The organism is Sphingobium sp. Cam5-1 (genome assembly GCF_015693305.1).
GTDB lineage: Bacteria > Pseudomonadota > Alphaproteobacteria > Sphingomonadales > Sphingomonadaceae > Sphingobium.
The window spans coordinates 22,876-37,319 of the sequence record NZ_CP065141.1; the positions used below are offsets into that span (position 1 = coordinate 22,876).

Consider the following 14,444-nt stretch of genomic DNA (forward strand, 5'->3'; position numbering starts at 1 on the left):
GGCCACCATGACCAAATCGCCCCCCGTGATCGAGCTTAGCTGGCGTGATGAGAATTACGGTTCCGTCTGCGCTGTCGCCGCCTTCCGCAACTATGCGGGCACACTGGATTGGAGCGACCGCACCCACCAGCGGTTTCGCGGATGCCTGAAACGCGCAGGCTTCGCCTTCCACGATGGCCGGTGCAGCTACATCGCCACCAGCGGCACCCGCGAGGATCGGCAGCGCGCCCTTTGTGACGAGCTGGCCCGCGCAGGCTTCCAGATCGACAGCGGCGACGTGAGGGCAGAGGCATGAACCGCGAACGCCGCAAGCAGATCGCCGCCGCCCGCGTGCTGATCGACAAGGGCAAGGCCCTGTTGGATGAGGCGCGCGACATGCTCGAAACCGTCAAGGATGACGAGCAGGCCGCCCGCGAAAATCTGCCACCCAGTCTTGAGGACAGCGAACGCGCGCAGGCGATGGACGCCGCAGTTTCCGAACTGGAAAGCGCGATTTCAGCCCTTGAAGACTTCGACGCCGACGAGATCGGCACGCAACTCGACACCGCCAGCGAATAGGAAGGATTGACCATGCAACCCATGCGCCACCTAGATCGAGACACGCGCCGCGCCCGCCTTCTGGCGGCGCGCACGCGCCCCGTCGGCGGCATCAACCGGCGCGGCATCTTCACCGGCCATTGGGACGGTGGCGATGTTGTGCGCCAGTTTCGCGGCGATAACGGATCGTGGATCGGCCTTGCCGCCTACAAGGCGAAGGAAGAGCCGGAGCCGCAGCCATGAAAATCAGCAACACGGCGAGCGCCGTTCGCGTCACCCTCTCCCCCACCGAGATCAGCGATTTGCAATTTGTGATCGAGGCGGCCGAGCGCGCGGGGCATTATATGCCCGCGCGCGTCCTCAACATCATGGCGGCGCTGACGCGCAGCGCCGACGATGTTCGGATGAAACAGGCCATGAAGCGGGCGGAAAAAGATCGCGTGACGCGGATCGAGCAGGACCGACGCGCGCGCGAACGCCAATTCATGCTAGGCGACCGATACAGCGTCATGGCGAGCCGCGCCGACTACGCCGATGCGTCTTCTGATCCGGACGCGCGCCAATGGGTTGACCTGGTGTTTCATGAAATCATGCAGAGGCCGCTTCCCGATCAATACGAACTCCGGCGCGACGTGTGGCGTGTCCACGTTGTCCAACTGGACGGCGGCACGCTCGGCGCTGTTGTAGGCGGCGATTGCACTCAAACCGCCGACCCCGCCGAAATTACTTCCGTAGCGGAACAGCTGATCGCCCGCTTCGAGGCCAGAGCTTGACGCGCGTGGAGCGGTGGCAGCTGCCACCGCTCCAGAGAGATCTAGAATCTGGCGATGAGAGGCAGCAGCGCCGCCGCTTGGCTTCCCAGGACCGGCACCCAATAATTCGCGGCGCGGTAATCAGGGCCGTGATCGACCGCCATCACCCCAAAGACATATCCGATCATTGGCAGCGTCCACAGCAGACGCCCGCCCAGGTCCACGCCCATCAGCACCAGCGCAACGCCAAGCACAGCCCAAAGCGGAATCAGTCGTTCCATGATTTCGCGATGACGGATTATTCGCCATGCACTTTCCCGGTCATCGGCGCTAACCTGCGATACGAGGCCCATAGCTTCCCCTTTTCATCAACGGTCGCCGGCGATCATCCAACGGCTTCACGAAAATGTGAAGCGCGTTTCGCGCGCATTCTCGCCAATCCGTTGTATAGCCCCCATCGAGCGAGGGCGAGGGACTGTGACAGCGGCCCTTCGCAAATCCTCTCGCTCAAAGGAGGTGATGTGATTTGACAGCATATGAAGCAGCTCAATTGACGATCGCAGCCGTCGCGCTCGTGATCGCAATTGTGAAGCTGGGGAAGTCCGATAAGGGCTGATCTAGCGGGGCGGGTGGTCTGACAGGGCCGCCCGCCCTAAATGTTTGAACCCGCCGTGTGACAGCACGGCGGGTTCAGGTAGGTGCGTGAAATGAATCAGCACACGAAGCATTGCCTATATAGCCCTTTTCCCTTGCCAATCCAATAACCGACGCGCGCGCGAGGTGTTCCCCGTCTGTTCCCTTTGGCGCATAAGCGCCCAATGGCCGCGAACTACAACCGCCCCAAGCCCATTGATCCTATCTGGTATCGGCAAGGCTGCTATCTGCGCATCTATTGCGCTTGCGGTCGCCGCGTTGTCGCCCCGCTGGGCGACTTCGCCCGCTCGCGCCGCATTTCTTTCGATACCCGCATTTACGAGCTGATCGCGCGGCTTCGGTGCAGCCAGTGCCGCCGCAAGCCTTATGCGGACGTGTCGCGCAACCGCTCGGGCAATTAAAATGACGGAGGATCCGATTGCTCGGATGCTTCCGGCGCTATCCGTTGGGCATGTCGCCGGCGACATGCCGCAGCGTCCTCTAGGTCACCGCTATGCTATGACCTGGCGGGCGCTTTTCCCTAGATTGAGGCGGCAATGCCGCCGCGTCCGCTGTTCGACTTTGGGGCCTGTTCCTGCCCCCTGCCGCAAGGGCTGGACCGTCTCGGCCGCTGTGCGGCCTCGCTTGGCGATCAGGCGGGTTTCCCCGCCCTTCCTTCGCTACGCTCCGTGCAGGACGGGTGATCCCCCTCCCCCCTGATCGGCCCTGATTTGCGGCATTCCCCGGCCCTGCTCGCCGCTGGGCAGAAGTCGATGACCCGTCATCGCCTTCGGCTCCATTCTAGGCAGGGAAAACAGCACATGACCGACATTCCGTTGGCAACGATTCTTCGGATCAACGCCGCACGCACCATTCCGCTCGCTCGCTATGAGGAAGAGGGCAATTTTGACCGCTTCGGCTACATCAAAGACCTTGCCGAAAATCATGGCGCTGACCTTCCCGCCGTCATCGAGATTGCCGACCTACTAGGACCGGATGAAGATTTTGACGGCCTTGTGACCACCATCGAGGACGCCGCCGAGGGCTTCGGCTTTGGTGCTCTTATCCTCGGGGGGCGTGAGCATGGGCCAGGAGCTTATGACGCCCGCGCAGATTGCGGATATTTGCGACGGCCGAGACAAGGCCATAGCCCTTTGGCTCGGCCTCTATGACACCTACCATGCAACCCGCGACGAGGCGGCGCGCCTGACCCTTGGCGGCCCACTATCGCTGTCATGTGGCCGCGACTGGACCGAGGACACGTTGACTCGCGCTTTCATCCAGTCGCAGCCTATCGACCAGCGCGACAAGGAGACGGGAGCGCGCCAGACCATCGACGCACGCGACAATTTCGAGCGCGTCTTGACGCACACGATGGACCGCCGGTGCTGGGCGGCCCTCATGGAGCAGCTGGGTTTCGACCAGCTGCTAGACCAGCAGGCCCGAAAGGAGTTTCATGACGGCTTGCGCGATGATCCCGTGCCGTTCACGCCCGACAACTGCGCCGCGACTTTCGGAAATATCTGGACCAACCGGCGCGACCTCTATTTGCGCGGCATCGCCAACGTCTTCGCCAAGCTGGATCGCCGCTTTCGCTCGCACAACGGTTTCAAGATCGGCGCGCGTCTCATCATCGACCGCGCCTTGAACGAATGGGGATCATGGGACCGATACGAGCGCCGCGACACGTTGCGGGACGTGGAGCGCGTCTTTCTGGAACTGGACGAAAAGCCCCCTGTTTCAGAGGGCCACAGCATCGCCTCACAAGTTGCCGATGCTGCGCGCGTGCGCGGATCGCTGCCAACGGTGATCGAGGGCGACTATTTCCGAGTTCGCGTCTTCAAGAATGGCAATCTGCACATATGGTTCGAGCGTGACGACCTTTTGCAGAGTGTGAATCTGTTGCTCGCGGAATATTACGGCGAGGCTATCGGTGACGGCTATGAGACGACCGAGGCAGAAGCGGCCCCGGCCTATCATATCACGCCCGCCAAGAATTTCGGCGCGTTCATGACTTCTCCGGAGATCGCCGCCCAGGTCATCGAACATGCGAGAATCAGCAAAGGCCAGCGCGTTCTAGAGCCTAGCGCGGGAAAGGCCGCGCTCGCTTCGGCCGCACGCAACGCCGGTGCCGATGTAACTTGCGTGGAGCTGCAACCCGGCTTCGCCCATGAGCTACGGGTAATCCATGGCTTTGCCGATGCGATCGAGGGCGACTTTCTCGCACTGGACCCGGCCCATTATGCACCGTTCGACGCAGTGATAATGAACCCGCCTTTTGATCGAGGCCGCGACTGTGACCATGTGCGCCATGCCCTCGCCTTTCTCAAACCGGGAGGCGTGCTGGTGGCGATCATGAGCGCGCGGGCAGAGTATGGCGAGGATCAGCGCCACAAGGCGCTACACCGCATGATCGCCGGTTGCGAGGCGATCTATTTTCACGGTCGTAAATGGATCGACCTTCCCCCCGGTTCTTTCGCCCACGCTGGAACCAACGTGAACACCGTTTTGCTTGCGATCCGCAAGCCGGGTTGATCGGTGCAGGCGGTGGCAGCTGCCACCGCCTGTCCTGGCGCAGATTGAGGCGGCAAGCCGCCGCGCTGATCTGGCGCGTTTTGGGGCCTGTTCCTGCCCCCTGCCGCAAGGGCTAGACCGTCTCCGCCGCTGCGCGGCTCCGCTTGGCGATCAGGCGGGTTTCCCCGCCCTTCCTTCGCTACGCTCCGTGCAGGACGGGTGATCCCCCTCCCCCCTGATCGGCCCTGATTTGCGGCATTCCCCGGCCCTGCTCGCCGCTGGGCAGAAGTCGATGACCCGTCATCGCCTTCGGCTCCATTCTAGGCAGGGAAAACAGCACATGACCGACATTCCGTTGGCAACGATTCTTCGGATCAACGCCGCACGCACCATTCCGCTCGCTCGCTATGAGGAAGAGGGCAATTTTGACCGCTTCGGCTACATCAAAGACCTTGCCGAAAATCATGGCGCTGACCTTCCCGCCGTCATCGAGATTGCCGACCTACTAGGACCGGATGAAGATTTTGACGGCCTTGTGACCACCATCGAGGACGCCGCCGAGGGCTTCGGCTTTGGTGCTCTTATCCTCGGGGGGGCGTGAGCATGGGCCAGGAGCTTATGACGCCCGCGCAGATTGCGGATATTTGCGACGGCCGAGACAAGGCCATAGCCCTTTGGCTCGGCCTCTATGACACCTACCATGCAACCCGCGACGAGGCGGCGCGCCTGACCCTTGGCGGCCCACTATCGCTGTCATGTGGCCGCGACTGGACCGAGGACACGTTGACTCGCGCTTTCATCCAGTCGCAGCCTATCGACCAGCGCGACAAGGAGACGGGAGCGCGCCAGACCATCGACGCACGCGACAATTTCGAGCGCGTCTTGACGCACACGATGGACCGCCGGTGCTGGGCGGCCCTCATGGAGCAGCTGGGTTTCGACCAGCTGCTAGACCAGCAGGCCCGAAAGGAGTTTCATGACGGCTTGCGCGATGATCCCGTGCCGTTCACGCCCGACAACTGCGCCGCGACTTTCGGAAATATCTGGACCAACCGGCGCGACCTCTATTTGCGCGGCATCGCCAACGTCTTCGCCAAGCTGGATCGCCGCTTTCGCTCGCACAACGGTTTCAAGATCGGCGCGCGTCTCATCATCGACCGCGCCTTGAACGAATGGGGATCATGGGACCGATACGAGCGCCGCGACACGTTGCGGGACGTGGAGCGCGTCTTTCTGGAACTGGACGAAAAGCCCCCTGTTTCAGAGGGCCACAGCATCGCCTCACAAGTTGCCGATGCTGCGCGCGTGCGCGGATCGCTGCCAACGGTGATCGAGGGCGACTATTTCCGAGTTCGCGTCTTCAAGAATGGCAATCTGCACATATGGTTCGAGCGTGACGACCTTTTGCAGAGTGTGAATCTGTTGCTCGCGGAATATTACGGCGAGGCTATCGGTGACGGCTATGAGACGACCGAGGCAGAAGCGGCCCCGGCCTATCATATCACGCCCGCCAAGAATTTCGGCGCGTTCATGACTTCTCCGGAGATCGCCGCCCAGGTCATCGAACATGCGAGAATCAGCAAAGGCCAGCGCGTTCTAGAGCCTAGCGCGGGAAAGGCCGCGCTCGCTTCGGCCGCACGCAACGCCGGTGCCGATGTAACTTGCGTGGAGCTGCAACCCGGCTTCGCCCATGAGCTACGGGTAATCCATGGCTTTGCCGATGCGATCGAGGGCGACTTTCTCGCACTGGACCCGGCCCATTATGCACCGTTCGACGCAGTGATAATGAACCCGCCTTTTGATCGAGGCCGCGACTGTGACCATGTGCGCCATGCCCTCGCCTTTCTCAAACCGGGAGGCGTGCTGGTGGCGATCATGAGCGCGCGGGCAGAGTATGGCGAGGATCAGCGCCACAAGGCGCTACACCGCATGATCGCCGGTTGCGAGGCGATCTATTTTCACGGTCGTAAATGGATCGACCTTCCCCCCGGTTCTTTCGCCCACGCTGGAACCAACGTGAACACCGTTTTGCTTGCGATCCGCAAGCCGGGTTGATCGGTGCAGGCGGTGGCAGCTGCCACCGCCTGTCCTGGCGCAGATTGAGGCGGCAAGCCGCCGCGCTGATCTGGCGCGTTTTGGGGCCTGTTCCTGCCCCCTGCCGCAAGGGCTAGACCGTCTCCGCCGCTGCGCGGCTCCGCTTGGCGATCAGGCGGGTTTCCCCGCCCTTCCTTCGCTACGCTCCGTGCAGGACGGGTGATCCCCCTCCCCCCTGATCGGCCCCGTTTGCGGCATTCCCCGGCCCAGCGTCGCCCGCTTTCGGCAGAAGTCGATGACCCGTCATCGCCTTCGGCTCAATTAGGAAGGGAAAGCCCATGAAAATCCGTATCTACCGCCAGACCGAGCAGGACTTTGACCGGATCGAGATCGAGGGCGCGACCTTTGAAACCATCGTCAACCGGGCAGCGGTCGAGGGGTTTCAATGCAGCGGTTACAACAGCAATCCGAGCCAGCGGCTTGAGTTGCAGGGCGCACCGAAATTCAAGGGCATTTGCGGTCCTATGTGGGATGGCGATGCGATCCGCTACGAATGCAGCGCCACCTATGCGGAGTTGAGCGCATGAGCGCTGCCCCCGCGATCCGCACGGCGCAGGCCGACGAGCTGGGCGACCAGATCATTGCCGCAGGCTTCGCGACAAGCGGCTTTCTGCTGGACATTAACGGGGCGCTTGATGTGCCCCGCGACTTTCCCCTTTCCGCACCGTGGAATCTGCCGTCGCGCCTGTTCCAATTCCCCATCGAGGTTATCCGCGCAGAGCAGGACGAGCCGCGCAAGATCGGCCTTCGCCATCCTTTGCTTGCCGCCCATCCTTTCGTGCAGCACGTCGAGCGCGCGCTAGGGATCGAGATCGCCCGCGATGGCGTGACGAACCGCCACGGCTACAGCAACCGCGCTCATTCGCTCTGGCATCATGCGGTGGACCTTATCAGCGCCGGGAAATGGCGCGAATTGCTCGAAACGCAGGAGTTCACCGAACCACGCAACATCTTCAAGGCCGTTGCCTATGGCCTTCGCTACTCGCACCATGAGGACAAGAGGGCGAGCGGTCATATCAACACCGCCGAGGCCCGCCAGATCATGCGCGCGATGGATGCCACCGAGCCGACCGACCGCGCCGCGCTGATCCTAAGCCTTTCCGCCCCGTCCCCGTGCAAGCAAGACCGCAGCGCCGAATATTGGGCGATCAACGCTCACGGCATCTGCGCCGAGGATGAGGCATGGGCCTTCATCGTCGGGATCGAGGACGGTTGGTTTTCCTATGACCGTGCCGGTTTCCTGCAATGGTCCCCCAAGGGCCGCGACCGCTACGCCGCAGGCGATAGCGCCAGCTTCACCGAGGCGAGCGGCCAGACCGCTTTCGCCTTTTGAGGGGATCGAGCATGGCGCGCCATTGCATCCGAGAACCCCGCTACGTTCCCCCGGTGCAACGCATCGGGGAACAACCCGACCTGTTCGGAGGCCCGACCCTTTCCCATGTTGCCGAGCGCAAGGGACCACCGAAAGGCTGGCAGCGCCAGTTGCAGAAATGGGGCCGCTGCACCGTCATTGCTGATCTTGAGTCCGCCCCTTTGCCTGCCATCAACCCGGCCCCGTCCCCGGCTCCGGTTTTCCTTGTCGCTTGCGTTGCCGCGAAGCTGGACCGCCCCGCCCCGGCTCGCGATCTTTACGCATCGCCATGGTTTCGGAAGGCTCGCGCCTATGTCGAACGGCAGGAAGGGCAATGGTTCATCCTGTCCGCAAAGCATGGCCTGATCGCGCCGGAAACCGTGATCGCGCCTTATGACGAGACGCTAGGCGCGATGAAGGCAAGCGCGCGCCGCCTTTGGGGCGTGCGCGTGATCGAGGCGATGGCCGATCAGATTGATGCCGCCGCGCCGCTGATCGTTCTCGCAGGCCGGCACTATCGCGATCCTTTGTGGCCGCAAATCGAGCGGCGCGCATCCGCGCCGATGGAAGGGCTTGGAATCGGCCAGCAACTCGCTTGGCTCGCTCAAAAATGGTGATGGAGTGCAGCTTGCCGTCAGGCGGTTTGAGACCGTAAATCGACCTGTGACTATGGACGCCCCCAAAGAACCCTTGTGGACGCAAGATCAGGCCATTGCCTATGAGGCAGCGCTTGAGGCGATCAATGACGTGATCGCCGGTTACAGCGAACAAATCGCACTGGAACAGGACCGTCAGAAGCCAGATGCAGCGCGTATCTCGTGGCTTGAAATGCGGACGGATCATGCGTCCGCAACCAGCCATGCCCTTACCGTCACCGATGATGAGAATGTCCGGCAAGCACTGCTGGAATACAGCGCCATGGTGCGGGCGAGGGAAGCCCCAAGGTAGCGGTCTGCCCTTCGGGCAGGCGTTGATTTGTTAAATCCCCCCGTCAGTGTCTTCCTAGCATGAGGGACGCACCAGGCCGCATCAAGGATCGGCGGTCCCCCCAATTTGCTACGCAAATCGGCTCCCCCACCGCCCGCTAGCGCGGCCGCTTCGCGGTCCCTGACCCGACCCGGCGCGACCCTCCCCTTGGCCTTGCCAATTCCGGCAACAAGGAGGTTGTTATGTCTCATCGTCTGTTCGCCCAGCTGGCTTTCGAGCGCGCGCTTGGAAATGCTGCGATCGACGCCCTGAGAAATGCGGTCAACGATAAGGACCATTTTGAGGCCGAAAGCATGTGGCCGAAAGATCCGATGTTCATCGGCAAAACGAGCGCCGACATTGAGGCTGTGTCCGACGAGCTGGCGCAGATCATTGCGGATCGCATCAATGATGTGCTGGACGGTCCCGGCATCCGCAACATTGAGCGCGGCGAGTGTTTCGACCCGCAGCTTGTCGCCCTTGTCCTTGAGGCCAAGGCGAAGCGCGGTCAGTCCGGCTGACGCCGGAGGGGCGGGCATGGCCCGCCCCTTTTCGCCCGTTGGGCAAAACCGATGATCTCGGTGCTACATGGAGCGGGGGGCGGGGCATCGAACCCCGCCCCCCGCAATCTCTTCTCTCTGTGTGTCGAGGCATTTTGGCATGGGTGCGCGCCAGCTTTCAAGGATCGGCGGTTCCCCCAATTTGCTGCGCAAATCGGCTCCCCCACCGCCCGCTGACGCGGCCGCTTCGCGGTCCCTGACAGCCGGCGCCGGTGCCCATGCCGGGTGTCTCCCGTCACCAACGAGAAGGAGAACCGGATGCACATCAAATTGTTTAGAGCACTGAAAGCGGCTAATCTGTCCGACGACGCCGCAGCGGAAGTTGTAGAGGCTATTGAGGAGTATATCGCCGTGAAGGTTCAGGAGGCGAACAAGGGAATCGAAAGCAAGCTGACGGCACAAACTTGGGTCATCGGCAGCGTCGGTTTCGTCCTCGCAGTCATCGGCCTTGCGCCCGCTTTCATCAAACTGTTCCAGTAAGACAAAGGGAGGCTTCGGCCTCCCTTTTTTTGCCGAACCGCCCGATTGTCAGGAGGCGCAAATTGATCGACTTCGCACAAGCACGGTTGGATATGTTCGAGAGCGGTGTATTCGGCCAGGGCAATGCTTTCTGGCGCTGGATCGCCACGGTCGAGGCGCGGCCCTATCTGGCCGCTTTCGCTGCCGATCGAGCACCTCCCAGCGAACGCGAGTTTTTCGCGGTCGATCTTGCCGCAGAGGATCTACTTGATTCCGATCACCTGGCCGAGCTGGCCCAGCAGATCGAGGCGACGCACGGGGGGCGCCATACGCGCCAGGGTTAGCCGCGAGCAGCTTTGCGCTGTTGCTCCGCTACGTCGCGGATCATAGCTGCCCAGCATCCCAAAATCATGCCCTCTTCATTATCGACTTCGCTTGTCGCGACCGCATAGATACCCAGCAAGTTTGCGACCTCTTCCGTCTCGACAATGCCTTGGCGCGCAAGCAGGGTGGCAAAGATCGAGAGCGCTCCACCCATTGCCCGCACCAGTGGCGCATCTTGTGGCAGACGGTCAAATTCGGGGGGCGGGTTACTGGACATAGATCATTCCAATCAAAAAAAGCGACAGCCTTTCAGGACTGATCGTCTGAAATGCTATCCTCTGCCAATAATTCGACAACCGATAATCTGAAAACACCGGCAAGGCTCTCCAAGGTATCAAGCGTGGGATTGCCTTGTCCCCGAACCATGTATGAAATATGCGACGCCGCAACGCCCGAGCGTTCGGACAACTCCCCTTGAGTTATGCCTAGCTTCTTTAGTTCGCGCGCAATGTTGGCCCCGAGCTGGGTCATCAACGGCGATGTTCGTTTCAGGTATATGGTTGGCATCGTGTTCGCGTCCTTCTCGCTAGGCGCAGAATGTCGGCACAGGCAGCATGGCGCAATAGGGTTGCTCAAGCAACTAATTGCGCCATGGCTTTCGCGCCTAGCGCAGATGGTATAGGTTACGCGCCATATGCATTGAGCGAAGGCATTCGCGTATGAGGAAAAATCAAGGTGGTGCGGTGCAATCTCCGGTGGAGCTATTTGCCGCAAAAATTGCAAAGGCCGGTTGGGAAGGGTCGATCACAGACCGGCAAATCGTTGATCGCCTGATCGCGACCCTCACGCCTCAGGAGCAACAAGTCGTCGGATTGCGGATTGGGCTTGGCCAATCCCACGCCTTCACCCTCAAGGCGATCGGAGACATTATCGGTTTGTCAGATAGCCGGATTTCGCTGATTGAGGCGAAGGCTTATCGGAAAATGCGATGGGTGTGTAAAAATGTCGGTATCGACGATCATGCTGCCTTGGACCGCTTGGCGCAGCAGCGAGAAAAAACGGTCGCTGACGAAGATCAGGCTAGAGAGCGTCGGGAAATTCAGAAGGCGCTCGACCTAGCAACCAAAAGGCAACATCGCCTAGAGCGGGACGAAAGGCGGCGCGCGAATGCTCGCAAGAATGCTTGGGAACGCCGACTACGCAAGGCAGAGGAACGCCATCAGCAATTGAATGATGAAGCAGCTTATCTTGCGCAGCGCGTAAACGCGCTTGAAGGACGAGGATGGCTCGCGCGGACGATCATTCCGCGCAATACAGAGATCGACCGTTCGCGGGCAAGAGCGCAGCAGTGTGGAATTGAGATTGCAGAAGCGGCCGCAGAGATTGCGAAGCTTCACGCCACACGACCCGAGGGGCCTGACATTGCCGAGTGAGAACGCCCCTCCCCCGGCCCCGAAGATCGCGCGCGTCTATTTGCGCGTCAGCACCGACGCGCAGGACTTGCGCCGCCAGGACTCCATTGTGACCGACGCGAAGGCAGCGGGTTACTATGTCGCGGCTGTCTATCGAGAGAAGGCATCGGGTGCGCGAGCTGATCGCCCCGAGCTGCTGCGCATGATTGCCGATCTTCAACCCGGCGAAGTCGTCATTGCGGAGAAGATTGATCGGATCAGCCGCCTACCGCTGCCCGAGGCCGAGCAGCTGGTTGAGACAATCCGCGCGCGTGGCGCACGCATTGCTGTTCCCGGCGTGGTGGACCTATCCGATCTCGCGGCCGATGCCGAAGGCATCGCCCGCATCGTGCTCGAATCTGTTCAAGACATGCTATTGAAGATCGCTCTGCAGATGGCGCATGATGACTACACCGATCGCCGCGAACGCCAGCGCCAGGGGATTGCCTTGGCGAAAGTGGAGGGGCGCAGCGGAGGCCGTAAAGGCGATCATGCAAAGCACGCTCGCATTGTCGCATTGCGTGAGGCGGGAAAGAGCATCTCCCAAACAGCCGAACTTGCCGAATGCGACCGCAGCACCGTCAAAAGAGCGTGGGCCGCGCATCGAACATCCCAGGAGCCAAAGCAGGAACCCAGCGCCGCGAAAAAGCACCATGAGCGGAAACGCTGATCGCTCAAACTATCATGATCGCAGCCGGTGGCAGCTGCCACCGGCCACCCTTTTGCCGTGCAAGCGAAATGCCAACTCTCAAACGATCAACGGCCATACAGCTGTAGTTTCCATATTCAGCATTGCAGATCGAGGGCAGCGACGAGGGGAGGACCAAGGCCGGTGGCAGCTGCCACCACCGTCAGCACGAATTGCTGCATCTACTTGGCACGCTTCCTTTGGGCGTTACTGTCTGCCGGATACGAACTGCGCATCGCCACTAATGCGGGCAAGCAGAAAACCGGCCTTCGGCCTTGGGTTTCCACAAGTGGACCCTCCCATTTTCAACTTGCCCGCGTCGCTCAGCTTCGCCGCCAAAAATCCGTCAGCAACGCTTATCCAAAGGAGACTACCATGCAGAACATCGCTGAATTTCGGATCATCGGGCGCGTTGGCAGCGTCGATCAGACCGATAAGGTCACACACGTTTCCGTCGCTGCGAACTATAATCGCAAGGATGGCGATGAATGGAAAACCGACACGCTTTGGAACCGCGTGACGTTTTTCCGCCAGTTGGCGGAACGCGCTGGCGAGCTGGGCAAGGGCGACCTGGTGCATATCACCGGGCGGATGCGCCAGAGCAGTTACGAGAGCAACGGTGAAACCCGCTACACTGTGGACCTGATCGCGGAGGGCATGGGTATTCTGGCGCGGGGCGGGGCTGAATAGCCCAGCCCCATCGCCAAAAGACGGGCGGCCCGCAGGGCCGCCCTTTTTTGTGGACACAAGCCTATGCTAACCCTAATATGATTAGGGTTTAATTTTGCGAGGCTTTTTGTGGCTGCCAAATTGTTCAATCGTGTTGCGAGCTTACGGGCCGCAGCTGGACTTACGCAAGCCGAGCTTGCGGCACAGATTCTTGTCTCGCCTGAGACAATCGCGGCCATTGAGAACGGTCGACAGGATGCAACCCTGCTAACGGCGTTGCGAATGTCGCGCGCGTTGCAAACCCAAGTGCCGAACATCTTTAGGGAGCAGCCTTTCCCTAAGTTGATCGGCTCCGATCGTGGCGAGGGCTCTGTTGCAAAGATTGGCGGCAGTCAGAGGTAGGCTGTCGCTCTGCGCCGATCAGGCGGCTGCTGCGAAATGGTGGTTGAGCATGCCCATGGCCTCCGTCAGCGCCGAGGGCCCAATGCCAAAAGCTCTCTCCACAAGGCGCACCTCGCCCCTGATGCCGGGCTGCAGGCACCAGGGGCGAGCCTGTCCTTTGCGCAGGGCTCGCATGACTTCGAATCCCTTGATCGTGGCATAGGCCGTGGGGATCGATTTGAAACCGCGCACCGGCTTGATCAGTATCTTGAGCTTTCCGTGATCGGCCTCGATCACGTTATTGAGATACTTCACCTGCCGGTGGGCCGTCTCCCGGTCCAGCTTTCCTTCGCGCTTCAATTCGGTGATCGCTGCACCATAGCTCGGCGCTTTGTCGGTATTGAGCGTGGCAGGCTTTTCCCAGTGCTTCAGGCCTCGCAGGGCCTTGCCCAGGAACCGCTTCGCTGCCTTGGCGCTGCGGGTCGGCGACAGGTAGAAATCGATCGTGTCGCCCCGCTTGTCGACTGCCCGGTACAGGTAGGTCCACTTGCCCCGCACCTTGACGTAGGTTTCATCCAGGCGCCAGCTCGGATCAAAGCCACGCCGCCAGAACCAGCGCAGCCGCTTCTCCATCTCCGGGGCGTAGCACTGGACCCAGCGATAGATCGTCGTATGGTCGACCGAAATGCCGCGTTCCGCCAGCATTTCCTCAAGGTCGCGATAGCTGATCGGATAGCGACAATACCAGCGCACCGCCCACAGGATCACATCACCCTGGAAATGGCGCCACTTGAAATCCGTCATCGTTCCGTCCGTCCAATCTCCGCCAAGCATGCTCAAGCTTCACGATTTTTGCAACAGAGCCTTCGTAACGCATGTTCTTCTCCCTTGGAGCGACCCTTGGCTCATTGCCTGATCGGTCGCTCAAGTTGCTCGGTCCAGCAATGTGCGGCGGGAGGCGGAGAACGCGCCCAGCCATGATCGCGGCGAGCGCGAACAAGCCTCCCGCACTGTTTTGCGCCTCGCCGCGACGAAAGGGGCTCCGTCATCTACCCCCCGCCGACA

25 protein-coding genes are annotated in these 14,444 nt (G+C 61.1%); 21 read left to right on the top strand and 4 right to left on the bottom strand.

Going from position 1 to position 14,444, the window contains the following annotated elements:
* Positions 1–7 precede the first annotated feature (7 nt).
* The 4 genes from IZV00_RS20370 to IZV00_RS20385 are packed head-to-tail and all read left to right on the top strand — an operon-like array spanning position 8 to position 1,310.
* Complete coding sequence (locus tag IZV00_RS20370; RefSeq protein WP_006953883.1) at positions 8–295, top strand: hypothetical protein; 288 nt, start codon at positions 8–10, stop codon at positions 293–295.
* Positions 292–558 (top strand): hypothetical protein, encoded by a 267-nt coding sequence (locus IZV00_RS20375; protein WP_004213311.1) that lies wholly within the window; start codon positions 292–294, stop codon positions 556–558. The genes IZV00_RS20370 and IZV00_RS20375 overlap by 4 nt, the downstream gene beginning before the upstream one ends.
* A gap of 21 nt (positions 559–579) precedes the next feature.
* Entirely contained in the window at positions 580–780 is a 201-nt protein-coding gene (locus tag IZV00_RS20380) for a hypothetical protein (RefSeq protein ID WP_020819821.1), read from the top strand.
* Positions 777–1,310, top strand: a complete 534-nt coding sequence (locus tag IZV00_RS20385) for a hypothetical protein (protein WP_007016089.1) — start codon at positions 777–779, stop codon at positions 1,308–1,310. The genes IZV00_RS20380 and IZV00_RS20385 overlap by 4 nt, the downstream gene beginning before the upstream one ends.
* A gap of 41 nt (positions 1,311–1,351) precedes the next feature.
* On the opposite strand, the gene IZV00_RS20390 is transcribed toward IZV00_RS20385, so the two are convergent.
* On the bottom strand, positions 1,352–1,570 hold the full coding sequence (locus tag IZV00_RS20390) for a hypothetical protein (protein ID WP_225870705.1): 219 nt from the start codon (positions 1,568–1,570) through the stop codon (positions 1,352–1,354).
* Positions 1,571–2,107: 537 nt separating this feature from the next.
* On the opposite strand from IZV00_RS20390, the gene IZV00_RS20395 reads away from it, so the two are divergent.
* The 13 genes from IZV00_RS20395 to IZV00_RS20455 all read left to right on the top strand — a co-directional run bounded on the left by IZV00_RS20395 (position 2,108) and on the right by IZV00_RS20455 (position 10,210).
* On the top strand, positions 2,108–2,344 hold the full coding sequence (locus IZV00_RS20395; protein WP_006953891.1) for a hypothetical protein: 237 nt from the start codon (positions 2,108–2,110) through the stop codon (positions 2,342–2,344).
* A gap of 135 nt (positions 2,345–2,479) precedes the next feature.
* A complete protein-coding gene (locus tag IZV00_RS20400; protein WP_006953893.1) occupies positions 2,480–2,626 on the top strand; it encodes a hypothetical protein in 147 nt (48 codons plus the stop codon).
* Between the two features lie 117 nt (positions 2,627–2,743).
* The gene (locus IZV00_RS20405) at positions 2,744–3,094 is read left to right on the top strand and encodes a hypothetical protein (protein WP_230463537.1); all 351 of its coding nucleotides are present in this window, start codon (positions 2,744–2,746) and stop codon (positions 3,092–3,094) included.
* The gene (locus IZV00_RS20410) at positions 3,006–4,457 is read left to right on the top strand and encodes a DUF4942 domain-containing protein (RefSeq protein ID WP_230463538.1); all 1,452 of its coding nucleotides are present in this window, start codon (positions 3,006–3,008) and stop codon (positions 4,455–4,457) included. The genes IZV00_RS20405 and IZV00_RS20410 overlap by 89 nt, the downstream gene beginning before the upstream one ends.
* 319 nt (positions 4,458–4,776) lie before the next feature.
* Positions 4,777–5,037, top strand: a complete 261-nt coding sequence (locus IZV00_RS20415; protein ID WP_006953895.1) for a hypothetical protein — start codon at positions 4,777–4,779, stop codon at positions 5,035–5,037.
* Positions 5,038–5,039: 2 nt separating this feature from the next.
* Entirely contained in the window at positions 5,040–6,491 is a 1,452-nt protein-coding gene (locus IZV00_RS20420; RefSeq protein WP_230463538.1) for a DUF4942 domain-containing protein, read from the top strand.
* Positions 6,492–6,808: 317 nt separating this feature from the next.
* Positions 6,809–7,057, top strand: coding sequence for a hypothetical protein (locus IZV00_RS20425; protein WP_013054021.1), 249 nt, complete (start codon positions 6,809–6,811; stop codon positions 7,055–7,057).
* Positions 7,054–7,863: a hypothetical protein gene (locus IZV00_RS20430; protein ID WP_013054022.1), complete on the top strand. Its 810-nt coding sequence runs from the start codon at positions 7,054–7,056 to the stop codon at positions 7,861–7,863. Before IZV00_RS20425 ends, IZV00_RS20430 begins: the two co-directional genes overlap by 4 nt.
* A gap of 11 nt (positions 7,864–7,874) precedes the next feature.
* Positions 7,875–8,498, top strand: a complete 624-nt coding sequence (locus IZV00_RS20435; RefSeq protein WP_013054023.1) for a DUF6884 domain-containing protein — start codon at positions 7,875–7,877, stop codon at positions 8,496–8,498.
* A 52-nt stretch (positions 8,499–8,550) separates the two neighbouring features.
* Positions 8,551–8,829, top strand: coding sequence for a hypothetical protein (locus tag IZV00_RS20440; RefSeq protein ID WP_021225590.1), 279 nt, complete (start codon positions 8,551–8,553; stop codon positions 8,827–8,829).
* A 221-nt stretch (positions 8,830–9,050) separates the two neighbouring features.
* The gene (locus tag IZV00_RS20445; RefSeq protein WP_020819825.1) at positions 9,051–9,368 is read left to right on the top strand and encodes a hypothetical protein; all 318 of its coding nucleotides are present in this window, start codon (positions 9,051–9,053) and stop codon (positions 9,366–9,368) included.
* 297 nt (positions 9,369–9,665) lie between these two features.
* Positions 9,666–9,887, top strand: coding sequence for a hypothetical protein (locus tag IZV00_RS20450; RefSeq protein WP_004213291.1), 222 nt, complete (start codon positions 9,666–9,668; stop codon positions 9,885–9,887).
* 62 nt (positions 9,888–9,949) lie between these two features.
* Complete coding sequence (locus IZV00_RS20455) at positions 9,950–10,210, top strand: hypothetical protein (RefSeq protein ID WP_021225591.1); 261 nt, start codon at positions 9,950–9,952, stop codon at positions 10,208–10,210.
* On the opposite strand, the gene IZV00_RS20460 is transcribed toward IZV00_RS20455, so the two are convergent.
* Both IZV00_RS20460 and IZV00_RS20465 read right to left on the bottom strand, forming a co-directional pair.
* Complete coding sequence (locus IZV00_RS20460; protein WP_230463539.1) at positions 10,207–10,467, bottom strand: hypothetical protein; 261 nt, start codon at positions 10,465–10,467, stop codon at positions 10,207–10,209. The genes IZV00_RS20455 and IZV00_RS20460 overlap by 4 nt on opposite strands.
* A gap of 32 nt (positions 10,468–10,499) precedes the next feature.
* Positions 10,500–10,757, bottom strand: a complete 258-nt coding sequence (locus IZV00_RS20465) for a helix-turn-helix domain-containing protein (protein WP_013054029.1) — start codon at positions 10,755–10,757, stop codon at positions 10,500–10,502.
* 152 nt (positions 10,758–10,909) lie between these two features.
* Here IZV00_RS20465 and IZV00_RS20470 point away from each other — a divergent pair, with 152 nt between their 5' ends.
* The 4 genes from IZV00_RS20470 to IZV00_RS20485 all read left to right on the top strand — a co-directional run bounded on the left by IZV00_RS20470 (position 10,910) and on the right by IZV00_RS20485 (position 13,400).
* Positions 10,910–11,623: a sigma factor-like helix-turn-helix DNA-binding protein gene (locus tag IZV00_RS20470; RefSeq protein WP_196227722.1), complete on the top strand. Its 714-nt coding sequence runs from the start codon at positions 10,910–10,912 to the stop codon at positions 11,621–11,623.
* Positions 11,607–12,311 (top strand): recombinase family protein, encoded by a 705-nt coding sequence (locus IZV00_RS20475; protein ID WP_409593017.1) that lies wholly within the window; start codon positions 11,607–11,609, stop codon positions 12,309–12,311. The genes IZV00_RS20470 and IZV00_RS20475 overlap by 17 nt, the downstream gene beginning before the upstream one ends.
* A gap of 393 nt (positions 12,312–12,704) precedes the next feature.
* A complete protein-coding gene (locus tag IZV00_RS20480) occupies positions 12,705–13,019 on the top strand; it encodes a single-stranded DNA-binding protein (protein WP_196227723.1) in 315 nt (104 codons plus the stop codon).
* A gap of 108 nt (positions 13,020–13,127) precedes the next feature.
* Complete coding sequence (locus IZV00_RS20485) at positions 13,128–13,400, top strand: helix-turn-helix transcriptional regulator (RefSeq protein WP_196227724.1); 273 nt, start codon at positions 13,128–13,130, stop codon at positions 13,398–13,400.
* A gap of 18 nt (positions 13,401–13,418) precedes the next feature.
* On the opposite strand, the gene IZV00_RS20490 is transcribed toward IZV00_RS20485, so the two are convergent.
* Complete coding sequence (locus IZV00_RS20490; protein WP_001389365.1) at positions 13,419–14,183, bottom strand: IS6-like element IS6100 family transposase; 765 nt, start codon at positions 14,181–14,183, stop codon at positions 13,419–13,421.
* Positions 14,184–14,444 lie beyond the last annotated feature (261 nt).